The sequence below is a fragment of the Pseudomonas sp. HP_01 genome, from assembly GCF_055284355.1.
This window is the reverse complement of the sequence record NZ_JBTOPV010000019.1, coordinates 1-19,794: the sequence shown is the minus strand read 5'-3', so window position 1 is coordinate 19,794 and position 19,794 is coordinate 1. Positions and strand designations below refer to the sequence as shown.

The following is a 19,794-nucleotide window of genomic DNA, read 5'->3' as shown; positions in this document are numbered from 1 at the left end:
TCCAAGCCTCCATCCTCTCCTTCGATCGGATCCAGCGCGGTCCGGGACGGAGGTTGTACATCGGAAAGATTTCACGCCCCAGCGCACAAAATCCCCTCCGCGCCCACCAGCGTCTACGCTTGTATCAGTGCGATGTGCAGGCTGGACCGGGCTTACGATATGGGCGCTCTTTGGCATTCCGATACGAAGAAGGCTGTGGTCAAGGCTGACAGTCAGGGGAACGGATCAGTGCCAGCCCATGCTCGCCCACGGCGTTACGTGTGGCGGTTTCTGCTGGCGGCGGTGCTGATGGCAGCAGTGATCCTGGGATTTGTGGTCTCGACCGAGGTGCGCAGCTCCCGCTTGCAGGCCCAGGAGTTCAGTCATCTGGCCCAAGGCCTGAGCTACTCCGTCGAAGCCGGTCCCAGCGGCGCGATTGTGTATCCCGGTGACGGACCTTTTGACAAACGTCTGGGCTATTCCGCCCTCGGCGAATTCCTGCCGCGCCTGCTCAAACGTGACTACCTGATCAGCGCCCAGGCGCGGTTTTCCCCTGAGCTTCTGTCCTACGCCAAGCGCGGTTTCTTCGTGCCGTATCAGGAGAAGATTCAGTCCGGCCTGACCATTTCTGACTGTCGCGCCGCGCCCCTGTATCAATACACCTACCCGCAGCAGTTGTATCCGAGCTTCGCCGCCATCCCGCCAGTGCTGGTTAACAGCCTGCTGTTCATCGAGAACCGCGACTTGCTGGATGATCAGCGGCCGCTGGCCAACCCGGCGGTGGACTGGCCAAGGTTCTTCAAGGCGGCGCTGTCCCAACTGGCGAAGATGGTGGGATTGCCGGGGCAATCGGCCGGTGGCAGCACCCTGGCCACTCAGTTGGAGAAGTACCGGCACTCGCCGGATGGCCTGACGCTGTCGGGCAGCGAGAAGATTCGTCAGATGGTGTCCGCCAGCGTTCGCGCCTATCAGCCGGGGCAGCAGACCCTTGAGGCGCGGCAGCGGGTGGTGCGGGACTATCTCAACAGCGTGCCGCTGTCGGCGGTCCCCGGTCATGGCGAAGTCCACGGCATGGCCGAAGGATTGCGGGTCTGGTACGGCGCGGACTTCGACCGCACCAACCAGTTGCTGGCCTCGGCGGCGAAGGACGAAAAAACCTTGGCGGCGCAGGGGCTGGCGCTGCGCGAAGTTCTGTCGCTGGTGATCGCCCAGCGCAGGCCCTCGCACTTTCTGGCGAAGGGCCGCAAGGAACTCGCGGAGTTGACTGACAGCCATCTGCGCGTGCTCGCACAGAATAATGTCATCGATCAACCGCTGGCCGACGCCGCTCTGGCCGCCAGCGTGACCTATCGCGACTGGGTGCAGCAGCCGACGGTGCAGCCGATTGAGAGCAACAAAGGTATCACCGTCGCGCGCACCCGGCTGTCGAACATGCTCAACCGCTCCCTTTATGACCTCGATCGCCTGGACCTGTCGGCCACCAGCACGCTGCAGAACGACCTGCAGGTCAGCGTCGGTCAGTACCTGCGCGACCTCGCCAAGCCTGAATTTGCCGGTCAGATGGGTTTGCTCGGCGAGCACCTGCTGACACCCACCAGCACCCAGGCGGTGCGTTACAGCTTCACCCTTTTCGAGCGCGACCCGGATGGCTCGCGGGTGCGGGTGCAGACTGACAGCACCGATCAGCCGTTCGACATCAACGAGGGCAGCAAGCTGGAGTTGGGTTCGACGGCCAAGATGCGCGTACTGACGACGTACTTGCAGATCATCGCCGAGCTGCACGAAAAGTACGCCGCTCTGCCCAACAGCGCTCTGAAGAAAGTCCCGGTTGAGGAGTCCGACCGCCTCAGCCGCTGGGCAGTGGATTACCTGATCCAGAACAACGACCGCGACCTCTCGAAGATGCTCGCTGCCGCTCTCGATCGGCAGTATTCGGCCAGCCCCGGCGAAAGTTTTTTCACCGGCGGCGGCCTGCACCATTTCAATAATTTTCGCCGGGAGGACAACGCTCGCAACCCCACCCTTCGCGAGGCATTGCGCGAGTCGATCAACTTGCCGTTCATTCGCCTGATGCGTGATCTGGTGCGCTACACCACCTATCAAGGGCCCAACAACAGCGCGGTGTTGCTCAAGGACGACAGTGATCCGAGGCGTCAGGAATACCTGGCCGATTTCGCCGACCGCGAGGGCAAGTCATTCCTGTTGCGCTTCTGGAAGCGCTACAAAAACAAATCAACACAGGACCGGCTCGATACGTTTCTCGACGGCGTGCATCCCGCGGCAAGCCGTCTCGCTGCGGTCCATCGCTATCTACTGCCGGACGCCTCGCAAAGCGCGTTCAATGCGTTCGTGAGGGCGCACATGGCCGGGGAAAAGGGCAAGACGGCACTCACCGAAAAGCGCCTGGACGAACTTTATTTCGCCTACGGGCCCGGCAAGTTCGACCTGCCGGATCAAGGCTACGTCGCCCGCGTTCATCCGCTGGATCTGTGGTTGGTGGGGTATCTGCTGCAGAACCCGGACGCCACGTTCAAGGACGCCGTCGCCGCCAGCCGCTTCGAGCGTCAGGAAGTCTACAGCTGGCTGTTCAAGAGCCAGCACAAGAGCGCTCGCGACAGCCGTATTCGCACGATGCTGGAAATCGAAGCGTTCCTGGATATCCACCAGCGCTGGCAACGGCTCGGGTATCCGTTCGATCATCTGGTGCCATCGCTGGCGACTGCGATTGGCAGTTCCGGCGATCGACCCGCCGCGCTCGCCGAACTCATCGGCATCATTCAGAACGATGGCATTCGCCTGCCGGTGCTGCGCATCGACAGCCTGCATTTCGCCGCGCAGACGCCGTACGAAACCCAGCTGATCAACAACCCCGAACTAGGCAAGCGTGTGCTGCCGTCGGAAGTCGCTGCGGCGATGCGCGAGGCGCTTTCGCAGGTGGTCGATGCTGGCACGGCAAGGCGCGTGTCCGGCAGTTTCAAAACCCATGACGGCAGCGTGCTGGCCATGGGCGGCAAGACAGGCACCGGCGACAACCGTATCGAAAGCATTGGCGCAGGCGGGCGCATCCTGGCGTCCAAGGCTATCAACCGCACCGCAACTTTCGTGTTTTTCATCGGCGACAACCACTACGGCACGCTGACGGCGTACGTCCCGGGACGCGCCGCCGAGAGCTTCAAATTCACCTCCGCCCTGCCGGTGCAAGTGCTCAAAGGCATGGCGCCAATCCTCAATCCCTATCTGGAGCCGGGCACTTTCACCCAGTGCAAGGCCCCCGTTCCTACACAGGTGGCGTCGCGCCTGTAGCCCGAAGTCACTGAGTTCATCCGTGGAACCCGGCCAACAACCGTTCGTCTTAACGCGTCTTGTGGAAACAATAAGATATATCTTAAGGTATATCTAACTTGTACCCAGAGATGAAAAAACATGAAAGACCATTCACACGATCACCCTCACCACCACCGCCCTCACTTCGGCGAGCACGGCGACGGCCGCGATGGTTTCGAGAAACGTACCGGCCGTGAACGCGGCGGCCGTGGGCCTCGGGTATTCGCCCCAGGCGACCTGAAATTGATGCTGCTGGCGCTGATCGCCGATCAGCCGTGCCACGGTTATGACCTGATTCGCCAGATCGAAGCGCTGTTCGACGGCGCCTACAGCCCAAGCCCGGGCGTGATCTACCCGACGCTGACCTTTCTGGAAGAGAGCGAGTTGATTCAGGGCGATGCCGATGGCGGCAAGAAGCGCTATCGCATCACCGAGGCAGGCCAGCAGTTCCTGACCGAACAGGCCGTCGCGCTGGATGGCGTGAAAATGCGCATCGAAGTCAGCAAACGCTCGTTGCGCGGCCATGATCGGCCGCCGGAAATCCACGAGGCCGTGCACAACCTGCGTCACTCGCTGCAGATGCACCACGGCCGCTGGAACCCTGAAGAAATTCTGCGGGTTCGCGACCTGCTGAACGACACCGCAAAAGCCATTGTCGACGGCCAACAACCTGCTGCGGAGAAATCTGAATGAATGCACCCCAGGGAATTCACCGCGTCAGCCACGAGATCAAACGTCGCACGCTGCAGGTGCTGAGGGTGACCGACATCACCCCGCGCATGCGCCGCATCACCTTGCACGGGCCGGAGCTTGAGGGGTTCATCAGTCTGGGCACCGATGACCACGTCAAACTGTTGTTCGCCACCACGCCCGAAGAGCAGGGGGCGCTGGACAGCAATGCGCCCCTGCAAAACGCTGAAGGCCCGCGCCCGGCGATGCGCGATTACACGCCTCGTCGTTACGACCCGCAGTCCGGCGAACTGGACATCGATTTCGTGCTGCATGGCGACGGTCCGGCGGCGACCTGGGCGGCTCAGGCTCAAGCCGGGCAAACGCTGAATATCGCCGGGCCTCGGGGTTCGATGATCGTGCCGGACATGTTCGACAGCTATGTGCTGATCGGCGATGAGACGGCCCTCCCCGCCATCGGTCGCAGGCTGGAGGCATTGCCGGCCGCTCGGCGTGCGTTGGTGGTGGTCGAAATCGATAACCCGGCGGAGCGCCAGGCGCTGACCAGTGATGCGCAGATCGAGGTGATCTGGGTGGTACGTGGCGAGCAGGATCTGGTTGAAGTCACGCGCCAATTGACCCTGCCGCAAGGCAGCTTGTATGCCTGGGTGGCGACCGAGTCGTCCTTGTCGCGCAAAGTGCGGCGGGTGCTGCTGGATGAGCTCAAGCTGGACGAAGCGGCTGTCAAAGCGGCGGGCTACTGGCGCGCGGACGGTTCGGACGAAGAATGAGGCCTACGCGCTCCTACAGGATGGGCGTCAGCCTTGGGGGTTACCCTTGCGCTCTGCGCCCTAATACTCTGTCGATCATCAGCACGACCAGTCCGATACCCACGAAACCCGCCAGCACGCCCAACGCGTTGGTCAGGGCTTTAGCGACGCCCAGCGTGCCGATGTCGAGAAACGGATAGAGGTAGTCGCCGAAGGCATTTCCGCGTAACAACAAATAGCCGAAATAGACGACGGGATACAGCATCCACATCAGCACATGTCGGGGCTTCAGCAGGCCTTTGGGCACGAAGAACAACCAGTAGCCGAGGAACAGCAGCGGCATGACGTCGTGCAGCAATTCGTCGGCTATCCACTGCCAGCCCTCGGGTGTCCACAGATGGCGCAGCAGCAGGTTGTAAGCAAGGCTCACCAGAATGATGCTGGTGGTGATGCCGGCGCAGACAATCGGGGAACGGAAGAACCGATAACCCGCCGAATGCCGGTCAATGACGGCGCAGCTGAGCGCCACCGCCACCAGGGTGTTGGTCACCACGGTGAAGAAGCTGCAGAAGCGCACCAGTCCGCCGAGGAGGCTGGCGTGGTCGATCCATCGCCCCCAGAGAATCAGATAGAGCTGCACCACAAGCCCGAGCCAGCCGAGCATGGCCGCCGTGATGACAAAGCGGCGCCCGCCTGGAGATAGCTGCAACATGGGGCTGGGCATTCGGATCAGTCCTTGGCAATCGGCGATTCAGGTCAAGTCAGGGCCGCTTGGTGCGCGCCAGCTTGATGTATAACCCTTCGACCTTCTCCCGCGCCCAAGGTGTCTTGCGCAGAAACGTCAGGCTGGACTTGATGCTCGGGTCGCTCTTGAAGCAGCGAATGTCGATCCGCTCGGCCAGGCCCGACCACTCGTAATGCTCGACCAGCGCGATGAGGATCTGCTCCAGGGTCACGCCGTGCAGCGGGTTGTTGTTGGGTGTGGTCATGGCGGGCCTATGGACGCTGAGGGGACGGGCTGGTTGGACAAGAGGTTTCGCGAGCTGCGCACCTTAACGGACGCCGTAGTCAGTGTGAAGACTGCAAGCAGCCGACGAGGGCGACCGATTTCAAAATGATTGCTCTTTTGATGTTATGTTATAACAATTACAAATCGCATCTTTTGAATCGTTGTTCAAGGAAACGTCGCATGTCCCGTCTCTCACAAATCCGTCCGTGGCGCCTGACGCCGCTTGCTGCCGCATTGCTGATCACCTCACCTGCGTACGCCATCGAGGTGGAGCCGCAAATCATCACCGCCAACCCGCTGGGCAGCGATCAACTTGCCTCGCCAAGCACTGTACTGACCGGCGATGCGCTGACCCTGCAACAGAAAGGCAGCCTGGGCGAGACGTTGAACAAACAGCCCGGCGTCTCATCCTCCTATTTCGGACCGGGCGCGAGCAGGCCGATCATCCGGGGGCTGGACGGCGATCGCATCCGGCTTCTGCGAAACGGCGTCGGCGCGCTGGACGCCTCCTCGTTGTCTTACGATCATGCGGTGCCGCTGGATCCGGTCAACGTCGACCGCATTGAAATCGTGCGCGGCCCTGCAGCGCTGCTTTACGGGGGCAGCGCCATCGGCGGCGTGGTCAACACGTTCGACAACCGCATCCCCAGCGAAGCCATCGAGGGCATTCAGGGCGCGGGTGAGTTGCGTTATGGCGGTGCCGACACAACCCGCAGCAGCGCGGGCAAGCTGGAAGCGGGCAATGGCACTTTTGCGTTGCACCTGGACGCCAACGCGCGGGAGTTCAACGACCTGAAGATCCCGGGGTATGCCCGCACCGCCGATGAACGCGCGCGGGATCCGCAAGACGGCGACAAAAAACACCGCCTTGGCAACAGCGATGGGAGACAGGACGGAGGCGCGGTCGGAGGCTCCTACACTTGGGACGACGGTTACGCCGGGCTTTCCTACAGCAATTACGACTCCAATTACGGGTCGCCTGCCGAGCAAGGCGTGCGCATCCGCATGAAGCAGGACCACTACGCATTTGCCTCCGAGATCCGCAATCTCTCCGGCCTGTTCAGCTCGGTAAAACTCGACGCCGGTTATACCGATTACAAGCACATGGAAATCGAAGACGGCGAAGTCGGCACCACGTTCAAGAACAAGGGCTATGAAGCCCGCGTCGAAGCCCGGCATCAGCCAATCGGCCCGGTTGAAGGCATCGTCGGCGCCCAAGTGACGCGCAGCGAGTTTTCAGCACTTGGCGAAGAGGCCTTCGTCCCGCAGACCGATACTGACGCCGGTGCCTTGTTCATTCTGGAAGAGCTGCAGGCCACTGACCGCCTGAAGCTCAGCCTGGGTGGCCGCATTGAACACTCCACCGTGGACCCGGACGGCGGGGGCAACGAGCGATTCGCCAACGCCAACAGCTCAAGCAGCTTTACTGCAGGGAGCGTTTCGTCCGGTGCCGTTTACACGCTGACGCCGATCTGGTCGCTGGCGGCGACCCTTGGCTACACCGAGCGAGCGCCGACGTTCTATGAGCTCTATGCCAATGGCGCTCACGTCGCCACTGGCACGTACGAAGTCGGGGATGCCGACCTGTCCAAAGAGAAAGCCGTTTCCAGCGATCTGGCGCTGCGCTTCGACAACGGTATCCATAAAGGAAGTGTTGGCGTGTTTTACAGCCACTTCTCCAACTACATCGGACTGCTGGGCAGCGGCCGGACCTTAAACGATGAAGGCGCTGAAGACCCTGATGGCATCCCCGAATACACCTACTCAGGTGTGCGCGCTCGGTTTGCCGGTTTCGAGGCCAAGGATCACTGGAAGCTCGGCGAAACCCGGTATGGCAATTTCGCCCTGGAGCTGTCCGGCGATTACACCCGTGCCAAGAACCTGGATACCGGAGAGGCCCTGCCGCGCATCGCCCCTTTGCGGCTCAACAGCGGATTGTTGTGGGAAGTGGACAAGTGGCAAGCGAGGATCGACCTCGAACACGCTGCTTCGCAACGGCGCGTGCCGGATAACGAAACCGGCACCGACGGGTACACGACGCTGGGGGCCAGTGCCGGCTACACCTTCAAGGTGGGTGGCAGTCAGTGGCTGGCGTTCGTCAGCGGCGAGAACCTCACCAATCAGACCGTGCGCTACGCCAGCTCCATTCTGCGCGACATCGCCCCGGCTGAAGGCCGCAGTGTCGAAGTCGGGCTCCGGACGACATTTTAGAGCGCACACCTGAACGGTAACGCCGCAACTTGAGCGGCCCCAACGGGCCCCTCACTGAGTAGGACCGGCCTCAGCCGGGAAAGCATCATCTGCCACGCCGTACATCTACGGTGTTCGAACCGGTCTCTTCCCGGCTAAAGCCAGTCCTGCATTTGGGTCGCGCCAGCCGCCACGCCGCAAAATCCTACAATCTGGAGACCCCTTTTCTAAACCCCCATCCCCGCTCCCTCTGTAAGGGTCGGCGGGACATCAACCTGCTCTCTTACAAAGCATACACCCGGGCCAGACGATGGACAGCGCTACCCGGACTCCCCGCCACTATTACGCCGATCGCAACGATCCATGTCGCAATTTTGACTTTTTAAAAAATCGTTAGCGTCCTATCATCGCCGCCCTAAACGCTGAAACGGTTAATTCGTCATTTGTTAAGACCTTGCAATGCGCCTCCAAAGCGTTGCGAGCGGCATCGCCTTTTGCTCTCGAATAACTCAGAAAAGACCTCACGCCCTATGCCCCGTCATCTGAAACGCCCGATCTGCACCCCGACCTGCACATCGTCCCGAGCCCTTCGTCATGCCAGCGCGCTGAGCCTTGCCGCGCTGGGGTTTGCGAGCTGCGCCCATGCCGAGCCGGCGTTCGATAGCACGTCACCATGGATGCTGGGTGACTGGGGCGGCAAGCGCAGCGAGCTCTCCGAACGGGGCTACGACTTCAAGCTCGATTCCGTGGTCGAGGTGGGCTCAAATCTGCACGGCGGTTACAACCATGACAAGGCGACCCGTTACAGCGACCAGTTCGCCCTCGGTGCGCACATGGACCTGCAGAAGATCCTCGGCTGGCACGACGCCGAATTTCAGCTGACCCTGACTAATCGCAACGGCGATAACATCAGCAATGACCGTGTGGGCGATCCGCGCACCGGCACCATTTCGTCGTCCCAGGAAGTCTGGGGCCGAGGCAGCGTCACGCGCCTGACCGACCTCTGGTACCAGCAGAAATTTCTCGACCAGACGCTCAGCGTCAAGGTCGGCCGGTTCAACGAAGGCGAAGATTTCAACACCTTTCCGTGCGACTTCCAGAACCTGGCGCTGTGCGGCTCCCAGGTCGGCAATTGGGACGGCGGGATCTGGTACAACTGGCCGGTCAGCCAGTGGGCAATACGCGTCAAATATCAGCTGAGCCCTGAACTGTTCGTGCAGGTTGGTGCGTTCGAACAGAACCCGTCGAATCTTGAAAACGACAACGCCTTCAAACTCAGCGGCAGCGGCACCAAGGGCGCCGTGTTGCCGGTCGAGGTGGTCTGGTCGCCGAAGGTCAACGGCCTGCCGGGCGAATACCGCGCCGGTTACTACTACAGCACTGCCGACAGCAGCGACGTCTACAAGGACAGCAACGGCGGATACGCCGCCCGGAGCGGCGATGACTACGCCCCGTCGTCCAGCAAACACGGCATGTGGCTGACCCTGCGCCAGCAAGTCACCAGCGAGGCCAGCGACAACAGCCGGGGCCTGAGCCTGTTCGCCAACGGCACGCTGCACGACAAGAAAACCAACATGATCGACAACTTCGTTGCCCTCGGCGCGACGTACAAGGGCCCGTTCGACGCGCGCCCCGAGGATGACATCGGCGTCGGCATCAGCCGCATCCACGTCAACCCGGCGTACCGCAAGAACATCAACCTGCGCAATCAGGCCGAAGGCGTCTCGGACTACAACGATCCGGCGTTCCTGCCTGTGCAGGACACCGAATACAACGCCGAGATCTACTACGGCGTGCACGTCGCCAACTGGCTGACCGTGCGCCCGAACCTGCAATTCATCCGTCATCCGGGCGGCGTGAATCAGGTTGATGACGCACTGGTCGCGGGGTTGAAAATCCAGTCCTCATTCTGATCAGCACTCGTCCGTCTGCATCCAGGCATCGGCATTGAAGGCCTGGCTTAACCGCCGCGCCTTCACGCCAACACGCGTTAACCACCACATCGTTACGGAGTACAACACTTATGAGCACTGAGGGTGCTTTCGGTAAGGGTCGCCTGCTTCCGAGCTTGCTCGGGCTGGTGATTCTGATAATGGGTCTGGCCTTGCTGGTCGGCGGCATCAAACTGCTGACGCTGGGCGGGTCGCTTTACTACCTCCTGGCCGGCATCGGCTTCGCCATCACCGGCGTCCTGCTGATGATGGGTCGCAGCGCGGCATTCGGTCTGTACGCACTGGTGTTGTTCGCCAGTACCGTGTGGGCATTGTGGGAAGTGGGCCTGGATTGGTGGCAGCTGGTGCCGCGCCTGGCACTCTGGTTTGCCTTGGGCATCGTGATGCTGCTGCCATGGTTCCGTCGTCCGGTCCTGCGTGGCCAGGTCGGCGATGCCGGTACGCGCGCATTGGGCGCCGCCGTGATTGTCGCGGGCATCGCCGCACTGGCCAGCCAGTTCACCAACCCGGGTGAAATCAAAGGCCAGCTGGACCGCGAAACCGCCGGCACCACCAGCGCCGCCCCGGCCATGCCTGACGGCGACTGGCAGTCCTACGGCCGCACCGCCTTCGGTGATCGCTACTCGCCGCTGTCGCAGATCACTCCGGACAACGTCAGCAAGCTGGTCCCGGCGTGGACCTATCGCACGGGCGACATTCCGGGTCCGAACGATCCGGGTGAAACCACGGCCGAAAACACCCCGCTGAAAGTCAACGGCATGCTCTACGTCTGCACGCCGCACAGCCAGGTCATCGCACTGGACCCGGACACCGGCAAGGAAATCTGGCGCTTCGATCCGAAGATCAGCAGCGGCAAGGCAGCCAACTTCAAGGGTTGGGCGCACATGACCTGCCGTGGCGTGTCGTATCACGATGACGCCGCCTACGCTGCCACCGCGCCGACCGACGCTGCCGCACCTGCGCAAAGCCCTGCTGCTCCAGCGGTTGCCGGCGCAGCCAATGCCTGCCCGCGTCGTATCTTCCTGCCGACCGCCGACACCCGTCTGATCGCCCTGAACGCCGACACCGGCAAGATGTGTGAAGACTTCGGCACCAACGGCTCCATCGACCTGAGCGCCAACATCGGCACTTACGCACCGGGCGGTTACTACTCGACATCGCCACCGGCAGTGACCAAAGACCTCGTGGTCATTGGCGGTCACGTCACCGATAACCTTTCCACCGACGAGCCTTCGGGCGTGATCCGTGCGTTCGACGTGCACACAGGCCGTTTGGTCTGGAACTGGGACAGCGGCAATCCGGACGACACCACGCCGCTTGCCGAAGGCAAGACCTACACCCGCAACTCGCCCAACATGTGGTCGATGTTCAGCGTCGACGAAAAGCTGGGCATGCTCTACCTGCCGATGGGCAACCAGATGCCTGACCAGTGGGGCGGCAACCGCACCGAGGCGTCCGAGAAATTCAGCGCAGGTCTGGTCGCACTAGACATCGCCACCGGTCACGTGAAATGGCATTTCCAGTTCACTCACCACGACCTGTGGGACATGGACGTCGGCGGTCAGCCAACGCTCATGGACATGAAGACCGCTGACGGCGTGAAGCCTGCTGTTCTGGCCTCGACCAAGCAAGGCAGCATCTATGTGCTGGACCGCAGCAACGGTCAGCCCATCGTGCCAATCAACGAAATCCCTGTACCCCAGGGCGCTGTTGCCGGCGATCACACGTCGCCTACCCAGCCGAAGTCCGATCTGAACTTCATGCCGCCGCCGCTGAAAGAGCGCGACATGTGGGGCGTGACGCCGTTTGATCAAATGCTCTGCCGCATCGACTTCAAATCCCTGCGTTATGAAGGCCCGTTCACTCCACCGTCGCTGCAAGGCACGTTGGTCTATCCGGGTAACTTCGGCGTGTTCGACTGGGGCGGCATTTCGGTCGATCCGGTGCGTCAGATTGCTTTCGTGAACCCGAGCTACATGGCGTTCCGTTCCAAACTGGTACCGGCGGCCGAAGTCGAAGGCGGCCCGGGTCGCAAGAGCGAAACCGAAGGCGTGCAGCCGAACAAGGGCGCCCCTTACGGTGTCATCCTCGAAGCGCTGTTGTCGCCAATGGGCCTGCCTTGCCAGGCGCCAGCATGGGGCTACGTGGCAGCGGTCGATCTGACCAACCACCAGACCATCTGGAAGCACAAGAACGGCACCGTGCGTGACAGCGCGCCGGTTCCGATCCCGCTGACCATGGGCGTTCCAAGCCTGGGCGGCACGTTCATCACCGCCAGCGGTGTGTCGTTCCTCAGCGCAACGCTGGACCAATACCTGCGCGCCTACGACGTTCGTAACGGCAAGCAGTTGTGGGAAGGCCGTCTGCCAGCAGGCGCTCAAACCACGCCGATGACCTACACCGGCAAGGACGGCAAGCAATACGTGCTGGTCGTTGCAGGCGGTCACGGTTCGCTGGGCACCAAACAGGGCGATTACGTTATCGCCTACAAACTGCCGGATTGATCCGCTTCACTGATTAGTGTCGTGCAGTAACAGAAAAGGCGGTCCCGTGAGGTGACCGCCTTTTTTTCTGCGCATTGAAAAGTGGTTTCGCTAAAGGGGACTCACCGCTAAAGGGGACTGATTTATTTACAACGCTTCACCGTAAATTAATCTGTCCCCTTTCACTCGTCCCCTTTCACTCCTACTTCTCGATTACCTCCCCACGCTGAGGCGCGAGTCGAGCAATGAAGCGGTTCTGCGTCGGGACCGGAATGTGCTGCTCGTTCATCGCAGCAATGAGGTCCTCAACCAGCGCGTTGAAATCGCTGCGGCTGAGTTTCATGCCCTTGTGCACTTCCTCCAGGGAGTCACCGGTGTACGTGCATGGCCCGCCTGCCTCGACGCAGAACCGCTCAACCAGCTTGTCGCGCACCCTGACGATGTCGACCTTGGCGAAGTATTTATAGATGCGGTCATCCTGGGCGATGTGCAGCAGCATGCCTTCGACGATTTTCTGGATGCCGGCGCGCTGGCCCAGGTCCTGATAAAGGCTGTCGTCCTTGGGCGGCTGTTGGGCGCACCCCACCAGCAACGACAGACTGAGCCCGACGACCAGCCACAAAGACCGTCCCATCAAAAACTCCCCTGCACAGAAAGGTAGGTGCCGTTCTGGTTGTCCAGCGTGGCGATTTCACCGAGCCGGGCGTAGGCCAGCACTACGGAAACATGCTTGTTGGGGAACCAGCCGACAAAGAAGTCCGCCCAGTCGCTTTCGCCGGCGAACGACAGATTATCGGGCTTCTCGCGGTAGTCCATGCCCACCGCCCAGTGCGGGTTGAACAGGATGGCTGCGCCGCCCTCTTTCAGTACGCTGCGGGTATCGCGCCGGTCGCCGCCAAAGCCCATCAAACCGGTTTCGTTGGCGCGGCTGTACCTCAAGCCGGCGTTGACCACTACGTTGTAGCCAAAGGCCGCGCCCATGAACAGACGGCTCGCCGTGACGTAGCCCTCGACATCCGAATCCCGCTTGGCGCCGACCAGACTGGGGATGAGGAAATCGTTCTGGTGTTTGTATTCCAGGCCCGCTGAAACCTGCGGCAGCTGATCGTAGATCAGGTCGCCAAACAGGCGGACCTTCACGCCGAAGATGTCCTGGGTGAGGTTGTCTTCCGGAAGGTTGAGCTTGCTGACCAGTGATCCCAGATCGAAGCGTTGGTGGGCGTAGGAAATCTCCACGCGATTACCGTAGGACGCCGCAGCGCCGACCACATCGAGCGTGTAGTCCGGCAAGTCGACATGGGTCGCGAACGCGTTGCCGCCCCACTCGCCCTGCTCGTCATACCCGGCCAGCATGGCCCAGGGAATGATTCCGCCGCCTGCGCCGCCTTCAATGCTGCTGGCGCCGCCGGTAGCAATCAGCCGGCCTTGCTCGGCCTCGGCCGCTGGTGAAGCCCACGCCGCGCAGGCCCCAACCACACTGGCCAGTACCACGGGGCTCAAACACGTCGAAAGAGTTCGTGCCATAAGTCCCTGTTCCATCAATGCATCGTCATACGAGGTGGAAGCTGGGCCTGGGCGATCCAGGCTTCGAATGCGCTCGCACTCAGCGGCCGGCTGATCAGGTAACCCTGCGCGGTGTCGCAGTGCCAGCGCTCCAGTAAACGCAGGCTGTGTTCGTACTCGACGCCCTCGGCGACCACCTTCAGGCCCAGGTTGTGGCTCATCTCGATGGTCGAGCGGACGATGACGGCGTCTTCACTGGTTTCATCCAGATCGCGCACGAAAGACTGATCGATCTTCAATTCCTGCACCGGCAGCCGCTTGAGGTGCGCCAGCGAGGAGTAACCGGTGCCGAAGTCATCCACCGACAGGCTGATGCCGAATTCGCGCAGGCGATTGAGCACTTTCAGCGACTGCTCGGGCTCGCGCATGATCGCGCTCTCGGTGATCTCGAAAATCAACTGTTCAGCCGGCACGCGGTACAGCTTGAGGAGCGCAGCAACGCGGTCAGGCAGATTGCCGTCCAACAGGTCGTCCGCCGAGATATTCACCGAGACCTGCAGAACCAGACCGCGCTGTGCCCACTCGGCCAATTGACGCAGCGCTTCTTCGATCACCCAGTTGGTAAGGATCTGAATACTGCCGGTGCGTTCTGCCAACAGGATGAACTCGGCCGGCGATACCGATCCGAATTGCGGGTGCTGCCAGCGGAGCAAGGCTTCGGCCTGAGTGACCCGGCCGTTGCGGATGTCCAGTTTGGGCTGGTAATGCAGCGACAGTTCACCGTTGCGCGCGGCCTGACGCAGGTCGCGGATCAGGCTGATCTGGCGCAAGTGAGCGACATCCCGACCGTCCACATAGACCTGCAGACGCCCCGGCAACTGCGCCGCGTCCTGCCGCGCAATAGACGCTCGCCTGAGCAGCTCGGTCGCCGAATCGCCATTGGCCGGATAGGCCGCGATGCCGATGCAGGCATCCATCGCGATGTCCTGCTCGCCGATGCGCTGGGGCTTGACCAATAAACGCTGCAGCCGGTCAGCCACCGCGACGGCGCTGTCGGTCTCGGCGTTTTGCACCAGCAGCAGAAATTCGTTGTCGGACAGCCGCGCCACCGTATCGCCGGGACGCAGCGGCTCTTGGAGTTGCTCGCTTATGATCCGCAGCAGTTGCTCGACGCCCTCAAGACCGACGTTGGCACTGATCGCGCGGAAGTTATCGATGCCCAGATAAAGCAGCGCCACAGGCCGTTGGGCAACCACTGCGCTGCCGAGGCGCTCCATGACCAACGCGCGATTAGGCAGACCGGTGAGTGAATCATGCAAGGCGTTGTGCGCCAGCTGCAGCTCACGCTCGGCGATCCCGCTCTGCATCGAATTGATAGCGCTGGCGAGCAGGCCCAGTTCGTCCCGCCGATCCATCACCACCGGCGTGGCGTAATCACCTTCACCAATACGCCGGGCCGCCTGGGCCAGAGCACTGACCGGCCGCGACAGGCTGCGCGCCAGTAACAACGCGCCGACCAGCGAAGAGGCCAACGCCACGACAGTGATCCAGAACAGCGTCTTATCCAGTGGCGCGAATGCCTGCATGGCCTGATCCAGCGGGCTCTGCAGCAGGGCCACAACCTCACTGTCGCTGTTGCTCCCCAGCCGCAGGGTTTTGCTCAGAAAACTCTGACTCTGATGCTCGGTCATCTGCATCTCGTCGCTGGGCGGGTTCATCATCACCCCGCGCAGGCTGTCGAACAGCGGCGCTGGCTGGGTGCTGATCATCTGGCCCGGCTGCTTTTGCACGATCGACAGAAACGACACCTGCAAACCGCTCAACGAGCGCAGTTCCTGTGCCAGATCACCGTCCATGCTGAAGCCCATCACCACGCGGGCGATCGGCAACGGCGCGAGCACGGTGCTTTCCACCAGCAAGTGAGGCTGGCCCTGCAACGGCACGATCAGCATCGACTGGTTCTTGCCCTTGAGCTCACGCAACGCCTGGATGTAGGGGAACGGCGAGCCTTCGGGGATCTGCGCGACGGTGCTGGCCATGACCGTGCCGTCCATGCCCAGCAGAAACATGTCATTGGCGTTGATTCTGGCGCCGTGGTTGAGCAGCACCGAGCGAATGGTCGCCGAGTCTGCGGACGCCACGGCGTCACGGAAGCCGAAATCGGTGGATAACAATTGCACGGCGTCGCGCAGCCGTTTGCCACGCATTTCCAGCAAGCCTTCAAACACCCGGGTGCCGACCTCAAGCTGGGCCTGGGCCTGTTTGCGCACCGCGTCCTGGGTCGCAGCTCTCACCGCAATAAACACGGCGAAGACCACGATCAGCAGCAGCATGATCAACACGCCGGCAATCCGCGCCTGGAAGCTGATGCGCACCTTCATTCGTGGGCCGCTTTATGAAAGGCATCGCCGAACGCGCTGGACGGTGGCGCGGCGGGGGTGTTATCGGCGTCGGGCTGCACGGCAATGCTAAACCGTTGCTTGAGGCCGCCGGCGGGAATGTCAATGTCGCCACCGGACACCGGCAGCATGTCCGCGGCCTGGGGGTGCCAGAGGGTGACGGTGTAGTGACCGGCAGGCACTTGATCCAGGCTCAGCATGCCCTTGTCATTGCTCACGCCGAACCAACCATCGTCGGTGACGTACACATAACCAATCATGTTGTCGTGCACGTTGCAGCCGAGCACGACCACGCCCGGCTTGTCGAAAAGCACAGGGGCCGTCGGAGTATCTTTATACAACCGTAGTTCGAAGCGCTTGGGCGTCGAGAACGAATACACTTGATGGCGGATTTGATCGCTGTTGGGGAATCTGATTTCCGTACCAGTTCGCACCGCCAGCACGTGGGGGGCAAATTGCACATCGCGCTGGTCCATGTCGGCTTTCAGCGTCCCGGCCGTCGGCGCAGTTGCGCCGCGCAGGGTGAGCACCGCATCGGGGAGCGGCTTGCCCTGCGCATCGACGAATTCCGCGGTCAGGCTCGCCGCACCGGCGAGATTGCCATGCAGCGCGGTTACAACCAGCAACAATGAAATAAAAACGTGGCGCATGACAGGTGTTCCAGACAACGAGGCCCGCAGAGAGCCTACTTGGCAATGATTTCCAGCGTAGCCCACAGATCGACGGTCAGCGATTTCAGACGGACTTCCAGCAAAGCACGTGGCGATCACTTATGGGATACCACGGCCTGGTGCAACGCCACAGAAGTTTTTAAATCAGCGTGCTTAGTCATTGCTATCGACCGACGCTATTGAAACCTGAGGCCTTGCGCCCCATCTAAGGCTCATCTCCATTTATGCAGGTGCCCCATGAGCGACCAGCAATCCGACGCCAACCAGCCGCACCCGGACGACGATCACGAGCACGAAATCCTCGGCTCCGACAGTAAGCGTCTCGCCCTTCCCGGCCAGAATCTACCGGATCAGGTGTACATCATCCCGATCCACAATCGTCCCTTCTTTCCCGCACAAGTGCTGCCGGTCATCGTCAATGAAGAGCCCTGGGCCGAAACGCTGGAGCTGGTCAGCAAGTCTGATCACCACTCGCTGGCGCTGTTTTTCATGGACACCCCGCCCGACGACCCCCGTCATTTCGACACCAAGGCGTTGCCGGAGTACGGCACGCTGGTCAAGGTGCACCACGCCAGCCGTGAAAACGGCAAGCTGCAGTTCGTCGCCCAGGGCCTGAGCCGCGTGCGCATCAAGACCTGGCTCAAGCATCACCGCCCGCCGTTTCTGGTGGAGGTCGAATACCCGCACCAGCCTAACGAGCCGACCGATGAGGTCAAGGCCTACGGCATGGCGCTGATCAATGCGATCAAGGAACTGCTACCGCTCAATCCGCTGTACAGCGAAGAATTGAAGAACTACCTCAATCGCTTCAGCCCCAACGATCCTTCCCCGCTCACGGATTTCGCCGCTGCCCTGACCTCCGCCACGGGCGTCGAACTGCAGCAGGTGCTCGACTGCGTGCCCGTGCTCAAGCGCATGGAAAAAGTCCTGCCGATGCTGCGCAAGGAAGTCGAAGTTGCTCGCCTGCAGAAAGAAATCTCCGCCGAAGTGAACCGCAAGATCGGCGAGCATCAGCGCGAATTCTTCCTCAAGGAACAACTGAAGGTCATTCAGCAGGAGCTGGGTCTGACCAAGGACGATCGCAGCGCTGACATCGAACAGTTCGAAGAGCGTCTGGTGGGCAAGACCCTGCCGCCGCAGGCACGCAAGCGCATCGACGAAGAGATCAACAAGCTGTCGGTGCTGGAAACCGGCTCGCCGGAGTACGCCGTCACGCGCAACTACCTGGACTGGGCAAGCTCGGTGCCGTGGGGCGTGTTCGGTGACGACAAGCTCGACCTGAAACATGCGCGCAAGGTGCTCGATCAGCACCACGCCGGCCTTGATGACATCAAGAGCCGCATTCTCGAGTTCCTCGCCGTCGGCGCCTACAAAGGCGAAATCTCCGGTTCCATCGTGCTGCTGGTCGGCCCGCCGGGCGTAGGTAAAACCAGCGTTGGCAAGTCAATCGCAGAATCCCTGGGCCGTCCGTTCTACCGTTTCAGCGTCGGCGGCATGCGCGACGAGGCCGAGATCAAAGGCCACCGTCGCACCTACATCGGCGCCCAACCGGGCAAGCTGGTGCAGGCGCTGAAAGACGTGGAAGTGATGAACCCGGTCATCATGCTCGACGAGATCGACAAGATGGGCCAGAGCTTCCAGGGCGACCCGGCCTCGGCGCTGCTCGAAACCCTGGACCCGGAACAAAACGTCGAATTCCTCGATCACTACCTTGATCTGCGTCTGGATCTTTCGAAGGTGCTGTTCATCTGCACCGCGAACACCCTGGATTCGATTCCTGGCCCGCTGCTGGACCGTATGGAAGTGATTCGCCTGTCCGGCTATATCACCGAAGAAAAGCTCGCCATCGCCAAACGCCATCTGTGGCCCAAGCAACTGGCCAAGGCCGGTGTCTCGAAAAACAGCCTGATGATCAGCGACAGTGCACTTCGCGCGGTGATTGAAGGGTACGCGCGGGAAGCCGGCGTGCGGCAGCTGGAAAAACAGCTGGGCAAGCTGGTGCGCAAGGCCGTGGTCAAGCTGCTGGACAACCCGGACACCGTGGTTAAAATCGGCCCGAAAGAGCTGGAAGCCTCGCTGGGCATGGCGGTGTTCCGCAACGAGCAAGTGTTGTCGGGCACCGGCGTGATCACCGGCCTGGCCTGGACCAGCATGGGTGGCGCGACGCTGCCGATCGAAGCCACGCGCATCCATACGCTCAACCGCGGCTTCAAGCTCACCGGCCAGTTAGGCGACGTGATGAAGGAATCTGCCGAAATCGCCTACAGCTACGTCAGCTCGAATCTGGCGAAGTTTGGCGGCGATAAGAGCTTCTTCGACGAAGCCTTCGTTCACCTGCACGTGCCAGAGGGTGCGACGCCCAAAGACGGGCCAAGTGCCGGCGTGACCATGGCCAGCGCGCTGCTGTCCCTGGCGCGTAATCAGGCGCCGAAAAAAGGCGTGGCCATGACCGGGGAACTGACACTGACCGGGCACGTACTGCCGATTGGCGGCGTGCGGGAGAAGGTGATCGCGGCGCGTCGGCAGAAGATCTACGAACTGATCCTGCCGGAAGCCAACCGCGGCAACTTTGAAGAACTGCCGGATTACCTGAAAGAAGGCATCACCGCGCACTTCGCCAAACGCTTTGCGGATGTGGCGAAGATATTGTTTTAAGCACAGCCTCCGCGACTGCGCAGCGGCGACGACCGGCCAACGCCGAACGTCAGCGCTGCGCTAGCGCAGAACTTGTAGGAGCGGGGGGGGGGGGGGGGGGGGGGGGGGGGGGGGGGGGGGGGGGGGGGGGGGGGGGGGGGGGGGGGGGGGCGCGGGCGCGCGCGCGGCCGCGGTGGGCGGGCGGCGCGCC

The 19,794-nt window shown here is 61.7% G+C and carries 13 protein-coding genes; 7 read left to right on the top strand and 6 right to left on the bottom strand.

The genetic code is table 11. The features are described from left to right. The first annotated feature begins 159 nt into the window (after positions 1–159). The 3 genes from ACYAR8_RS12465 (at position 160) to ACYAR8_RS12455 (ending at position 4,763) form a co-directional block, all read left to right on the top strand. On the top strand, positions 160–3,282 hold the full coding sequence (locus ACYAR8_RS12465; protein WP_463580047.1) for a transglycosylase domain-containing protein: 3,123 nt from the start codon (positions 160–162) through the stop codon (positions 3,280–3,282). 120 nt (positions 3,283–3,402) lie between these two features. Beyond that, positions 3,403–3,996, top strand: a complete 594-nt coding sequence (locus ACYAR8_RS12460; RefSeq protein ID WP_074889057.1) for a PadR family transcriptional regulator — start codon at positions 3,403–3,405, stop codon at positions 3,994–3,996. Continuing rightward, positions 3,993–4,763 (top strand): siderophore-interacting protein, encoded by a 771-nt coding sequence (locus tag ACYAR8_RS12455; RefSeq protein ID WP_463580046.1) that lies wholly within the window; start codon positions 3,993–3,995, stop codon positions 4,761–4,763. Before ACYAR8_RS12460 ends, ACYAR8_RS12455 begins: the two co-directional genes overlap by 4 nt. Positions 4,764–4,803: 40 nt before the next feature. Here ACYAR8_RS12455 and ACYAR8_RS12450 read toward each other — a convergent pair whose 3' ends face one another. Further along, positions 4,804–5,466 (bottom strand): Pr6Pr family membrane protein, encoded by a 663-nt coding sequence (locus tag ACYAR8_RS12450; RefSeq protein ID WP_463580045.1) that lies wholly within the window; start codon positions 5,464–5,466, stop codon positions 4,804–4,806. A gap of 37 nt (positions 5,467–5,503) precedes the next feature. Continuing rightward, positions 5,504–5,731: a VF530 family protein gene (locus ACYAR8_RS12445; RefSeq protein ID WP_074888901.1), complete on the bottom strand. Its 228-nt coding sequence runs from the start codon at positions 5,729–5,731 to the stop codon at positions 5,504–5,506. A gap of 200 nt (positions 5,732–5,931) precedes the next feature. On the opposite strand from ACYAR8_RS12445, the gene ACYAR8_RS12440 reads away from it, so the two are divergent. The 3 genes from ACYAR8_RS12440 (at position 5,932) to ACYAR8_RS12430 (ending at position 12,397) form a co-directional block, all read left to right on the top strand. After that, complete coding sequence (locus ACYAR8_RS12440) at positions 5,932–7,962, top strand: TonB-dependent receptor (RefSeq protein WP_074888898.1); 2,031 nt, start codon at positions 5,932–5,934, stop codon at positions 7,960–7,962. Positions 7,963–8,471: 509 nt separating this feature from the next. Beyond that, positions 8,472–9,854 (top strand): carbohydrate porin, encoded by a 1,383-nt coding sequence (locus ACYAR8_RS12435; RefSeq protein ID WP_083398766.1) that lies wholly within the window; start codon positions 8,472–8,474, stop codon positions 9,852–9,854. A 110-nt stretch (positions 9,855–9,964) separates the two neighbouring features. Beyond that, entirely contained in the window at positions 9,965–12,397 is a 2,433-nt protein-coding gene (locus tag ACYAR8_RS12430) for a glucose/quinate/shikimate family membrane-bound PQQ-dependent dehydrogenase (protein WP_108122225.1), read from the top strand. A 181-nt stretch (positions 12,398–12,578) separates the two neighbouring features. On the opposite strand, the gene ACYAR8_RS12425 is transcribed toward ACYAR8_RS12430, so the two are convergent. The 4 genes from ACYAR8_RS12425 to ACYAR8_RS12410 are packed head-to-tail and all read right to left on the bottom strand — an operon-like array spanning position 12,579 to position 16,928. Beyond that, complete coding sequence (locus ACYAR8_RS12425; protein WP_074888892.1) at positions 12,579–13,010, bottom strand: group I truncated hemoglobin; 432 nt, start codon at positions 13,008–13,010, stop codon at positions 12,579–12,581. Then, a complete protein-coding gene (locus ACYAR8_RS12420) occupies positions 13,010–13,900 on the bottom strand; it encodes a DUF3034 family protein (protein ID WP_108122227.1) in 891 nt (296 codons plus the stop codon). Before ACYAR8_RS12420 ends, ACYAR8_RS12425 begins: the two co-directional genes overlap by 1 nt. A 14-nt stretch (positions 13,901–13,914) precedes the next feature. Further along, positions 13,915–16,260: an EAL domain-containing protein gene (locus ACYAR8_RS12415; protein ID WP_108122228.1), complete on the bottom strand. Its 2,346-nt coding sequence runs from the start codon at positions 16,258–16,260 to the stop codon at positions 13,915–13,917. Next, complete coding sequence (locus ACYAR8_RS12410) at positions 16,257–16,928, bottom strand: methylamine utilization protein (RefSeq protein WP_463580044.1); 672 nt, start codon at positions 16,926–16,928, stop codon at positions 16,257–16,259. The genes ACYAR8_RS12415 and ACYAR8_RS12410 overlap by 4 nt, the downstream gene beginning before the upstream one ends. 258 nt (positions 16,929–17,186) lie before the next feature. On the opposite strand from ACYAR8_RS12410, the gene lon reads away from it, so the two are divergent. Continuing rightward, the gene (gene lon / locus ACYAR8_RS12405) at positions 17,187–19,604 is read left to right on the top strand and encodes an endopeptidase La (RefSeq protein ID WP_074888879.1); all 2,418 of its coding nucleotides are present in this window, start codon (positions 17,187–17,189) and stop codon (positions 19,602–19,604) included. Positions 19,605–19,794: the final 190 nt, after the last annotated feature.

Bases quoted from the DNA above. Each gene is read 5' to 3' on its own strand.
- ACYAR8_RS12465 (WP_463580047.1), top strand. From the start codon at position 160: ATGGGCGCTCTTTGGCATTCCGATACGAAGAAGGCTGTGGTCAAGGCT.
- ACYAR8_RS12460 (WP_074889057.1), top strand. From the start codon at position 3,403: ATGAAAGACCATTCACACGATCACCCTCACCACCACCGCCCTCACTTC.
- ACYAR8_RS12455 (WP_463580046.1), top strand. From the start codon at position 3,993: ATGAATGCACCCCAGGGAATTCACCGCGTCAGCCACGAGATCAAACGT.
- ACYAR8_RS12450 (WP_463580045.1), bottom strand. From the start codon at position 5,466: ATGCCCAGCCCCATGTTGCAGCTATCTCCAGGCGGGCGCCGCTTTGTC.
- ACYAR8_RS12445 (WP_074888901.1), bottom strand. From the start codon at position 5,731: ATGACCACACCCAACAACAACCCGCTGCACGGCGTGACCCTGGAGCAG.
- ACYAR8_RS12440 (WP_074888898.1), top strand. From the start codon at position 5,932: ATGTCCCGTCTCTCACAAATCCGTCCGTGGCGCCTGACGCCGCTTGCT.
- ACYAR8_RS12435 (WP_083398766.1), top strand. From the start codon at position 8,472: ATGCCCCGTCATCTGAAACGCCCGATCTGCACCCCGACCTGCACATCG.
- ACYAR8_RS12430 (WP_108122225.1), top strand. From the start codon at position 9,965: ATGAGCACTGAGGGTGCTTTCGGTAAGGGTCGCCTGCTTCCGAGCTTG.
- ACYAR8_RS12425 (WP_074888892.1), bottom strand. From the start codon at position 13,010: ATGGGACGGTCTTTGTGGCTGGTCGTCGGGCTCAGTCTGTCGTTGCTG.
- ACYAR8_RS12420 (WP_108122227.1), bottom strand. From the start codon at position 13,900: ATGGCACGAACTCTTTCGACGTGTTTGAGCCCCGTGGTACTGGCCAGT.
- ACYAR8_RS12415 (WP_108122228.1), bottom strand. From the start codon at position 16,260: ATGAAGGTGCGCATCAGCTTCCAGGCGCGGATTGCCGGCGTGTTGATC.
- ACYAR8_RS12410 (WP_463580044.1), bottom strand. From the start codon at position 16,928: ATGCGCCACGTTTTTATTTCATTGTTGCTGGTTGTAACCGCGCTGCAT.
- lon (WP_074888879.1), top strand. From the start codon at position 17,187: ATGAGCGACCAGCAATCCGACGCCAACCAGCCGCACCCGGACGACGAT.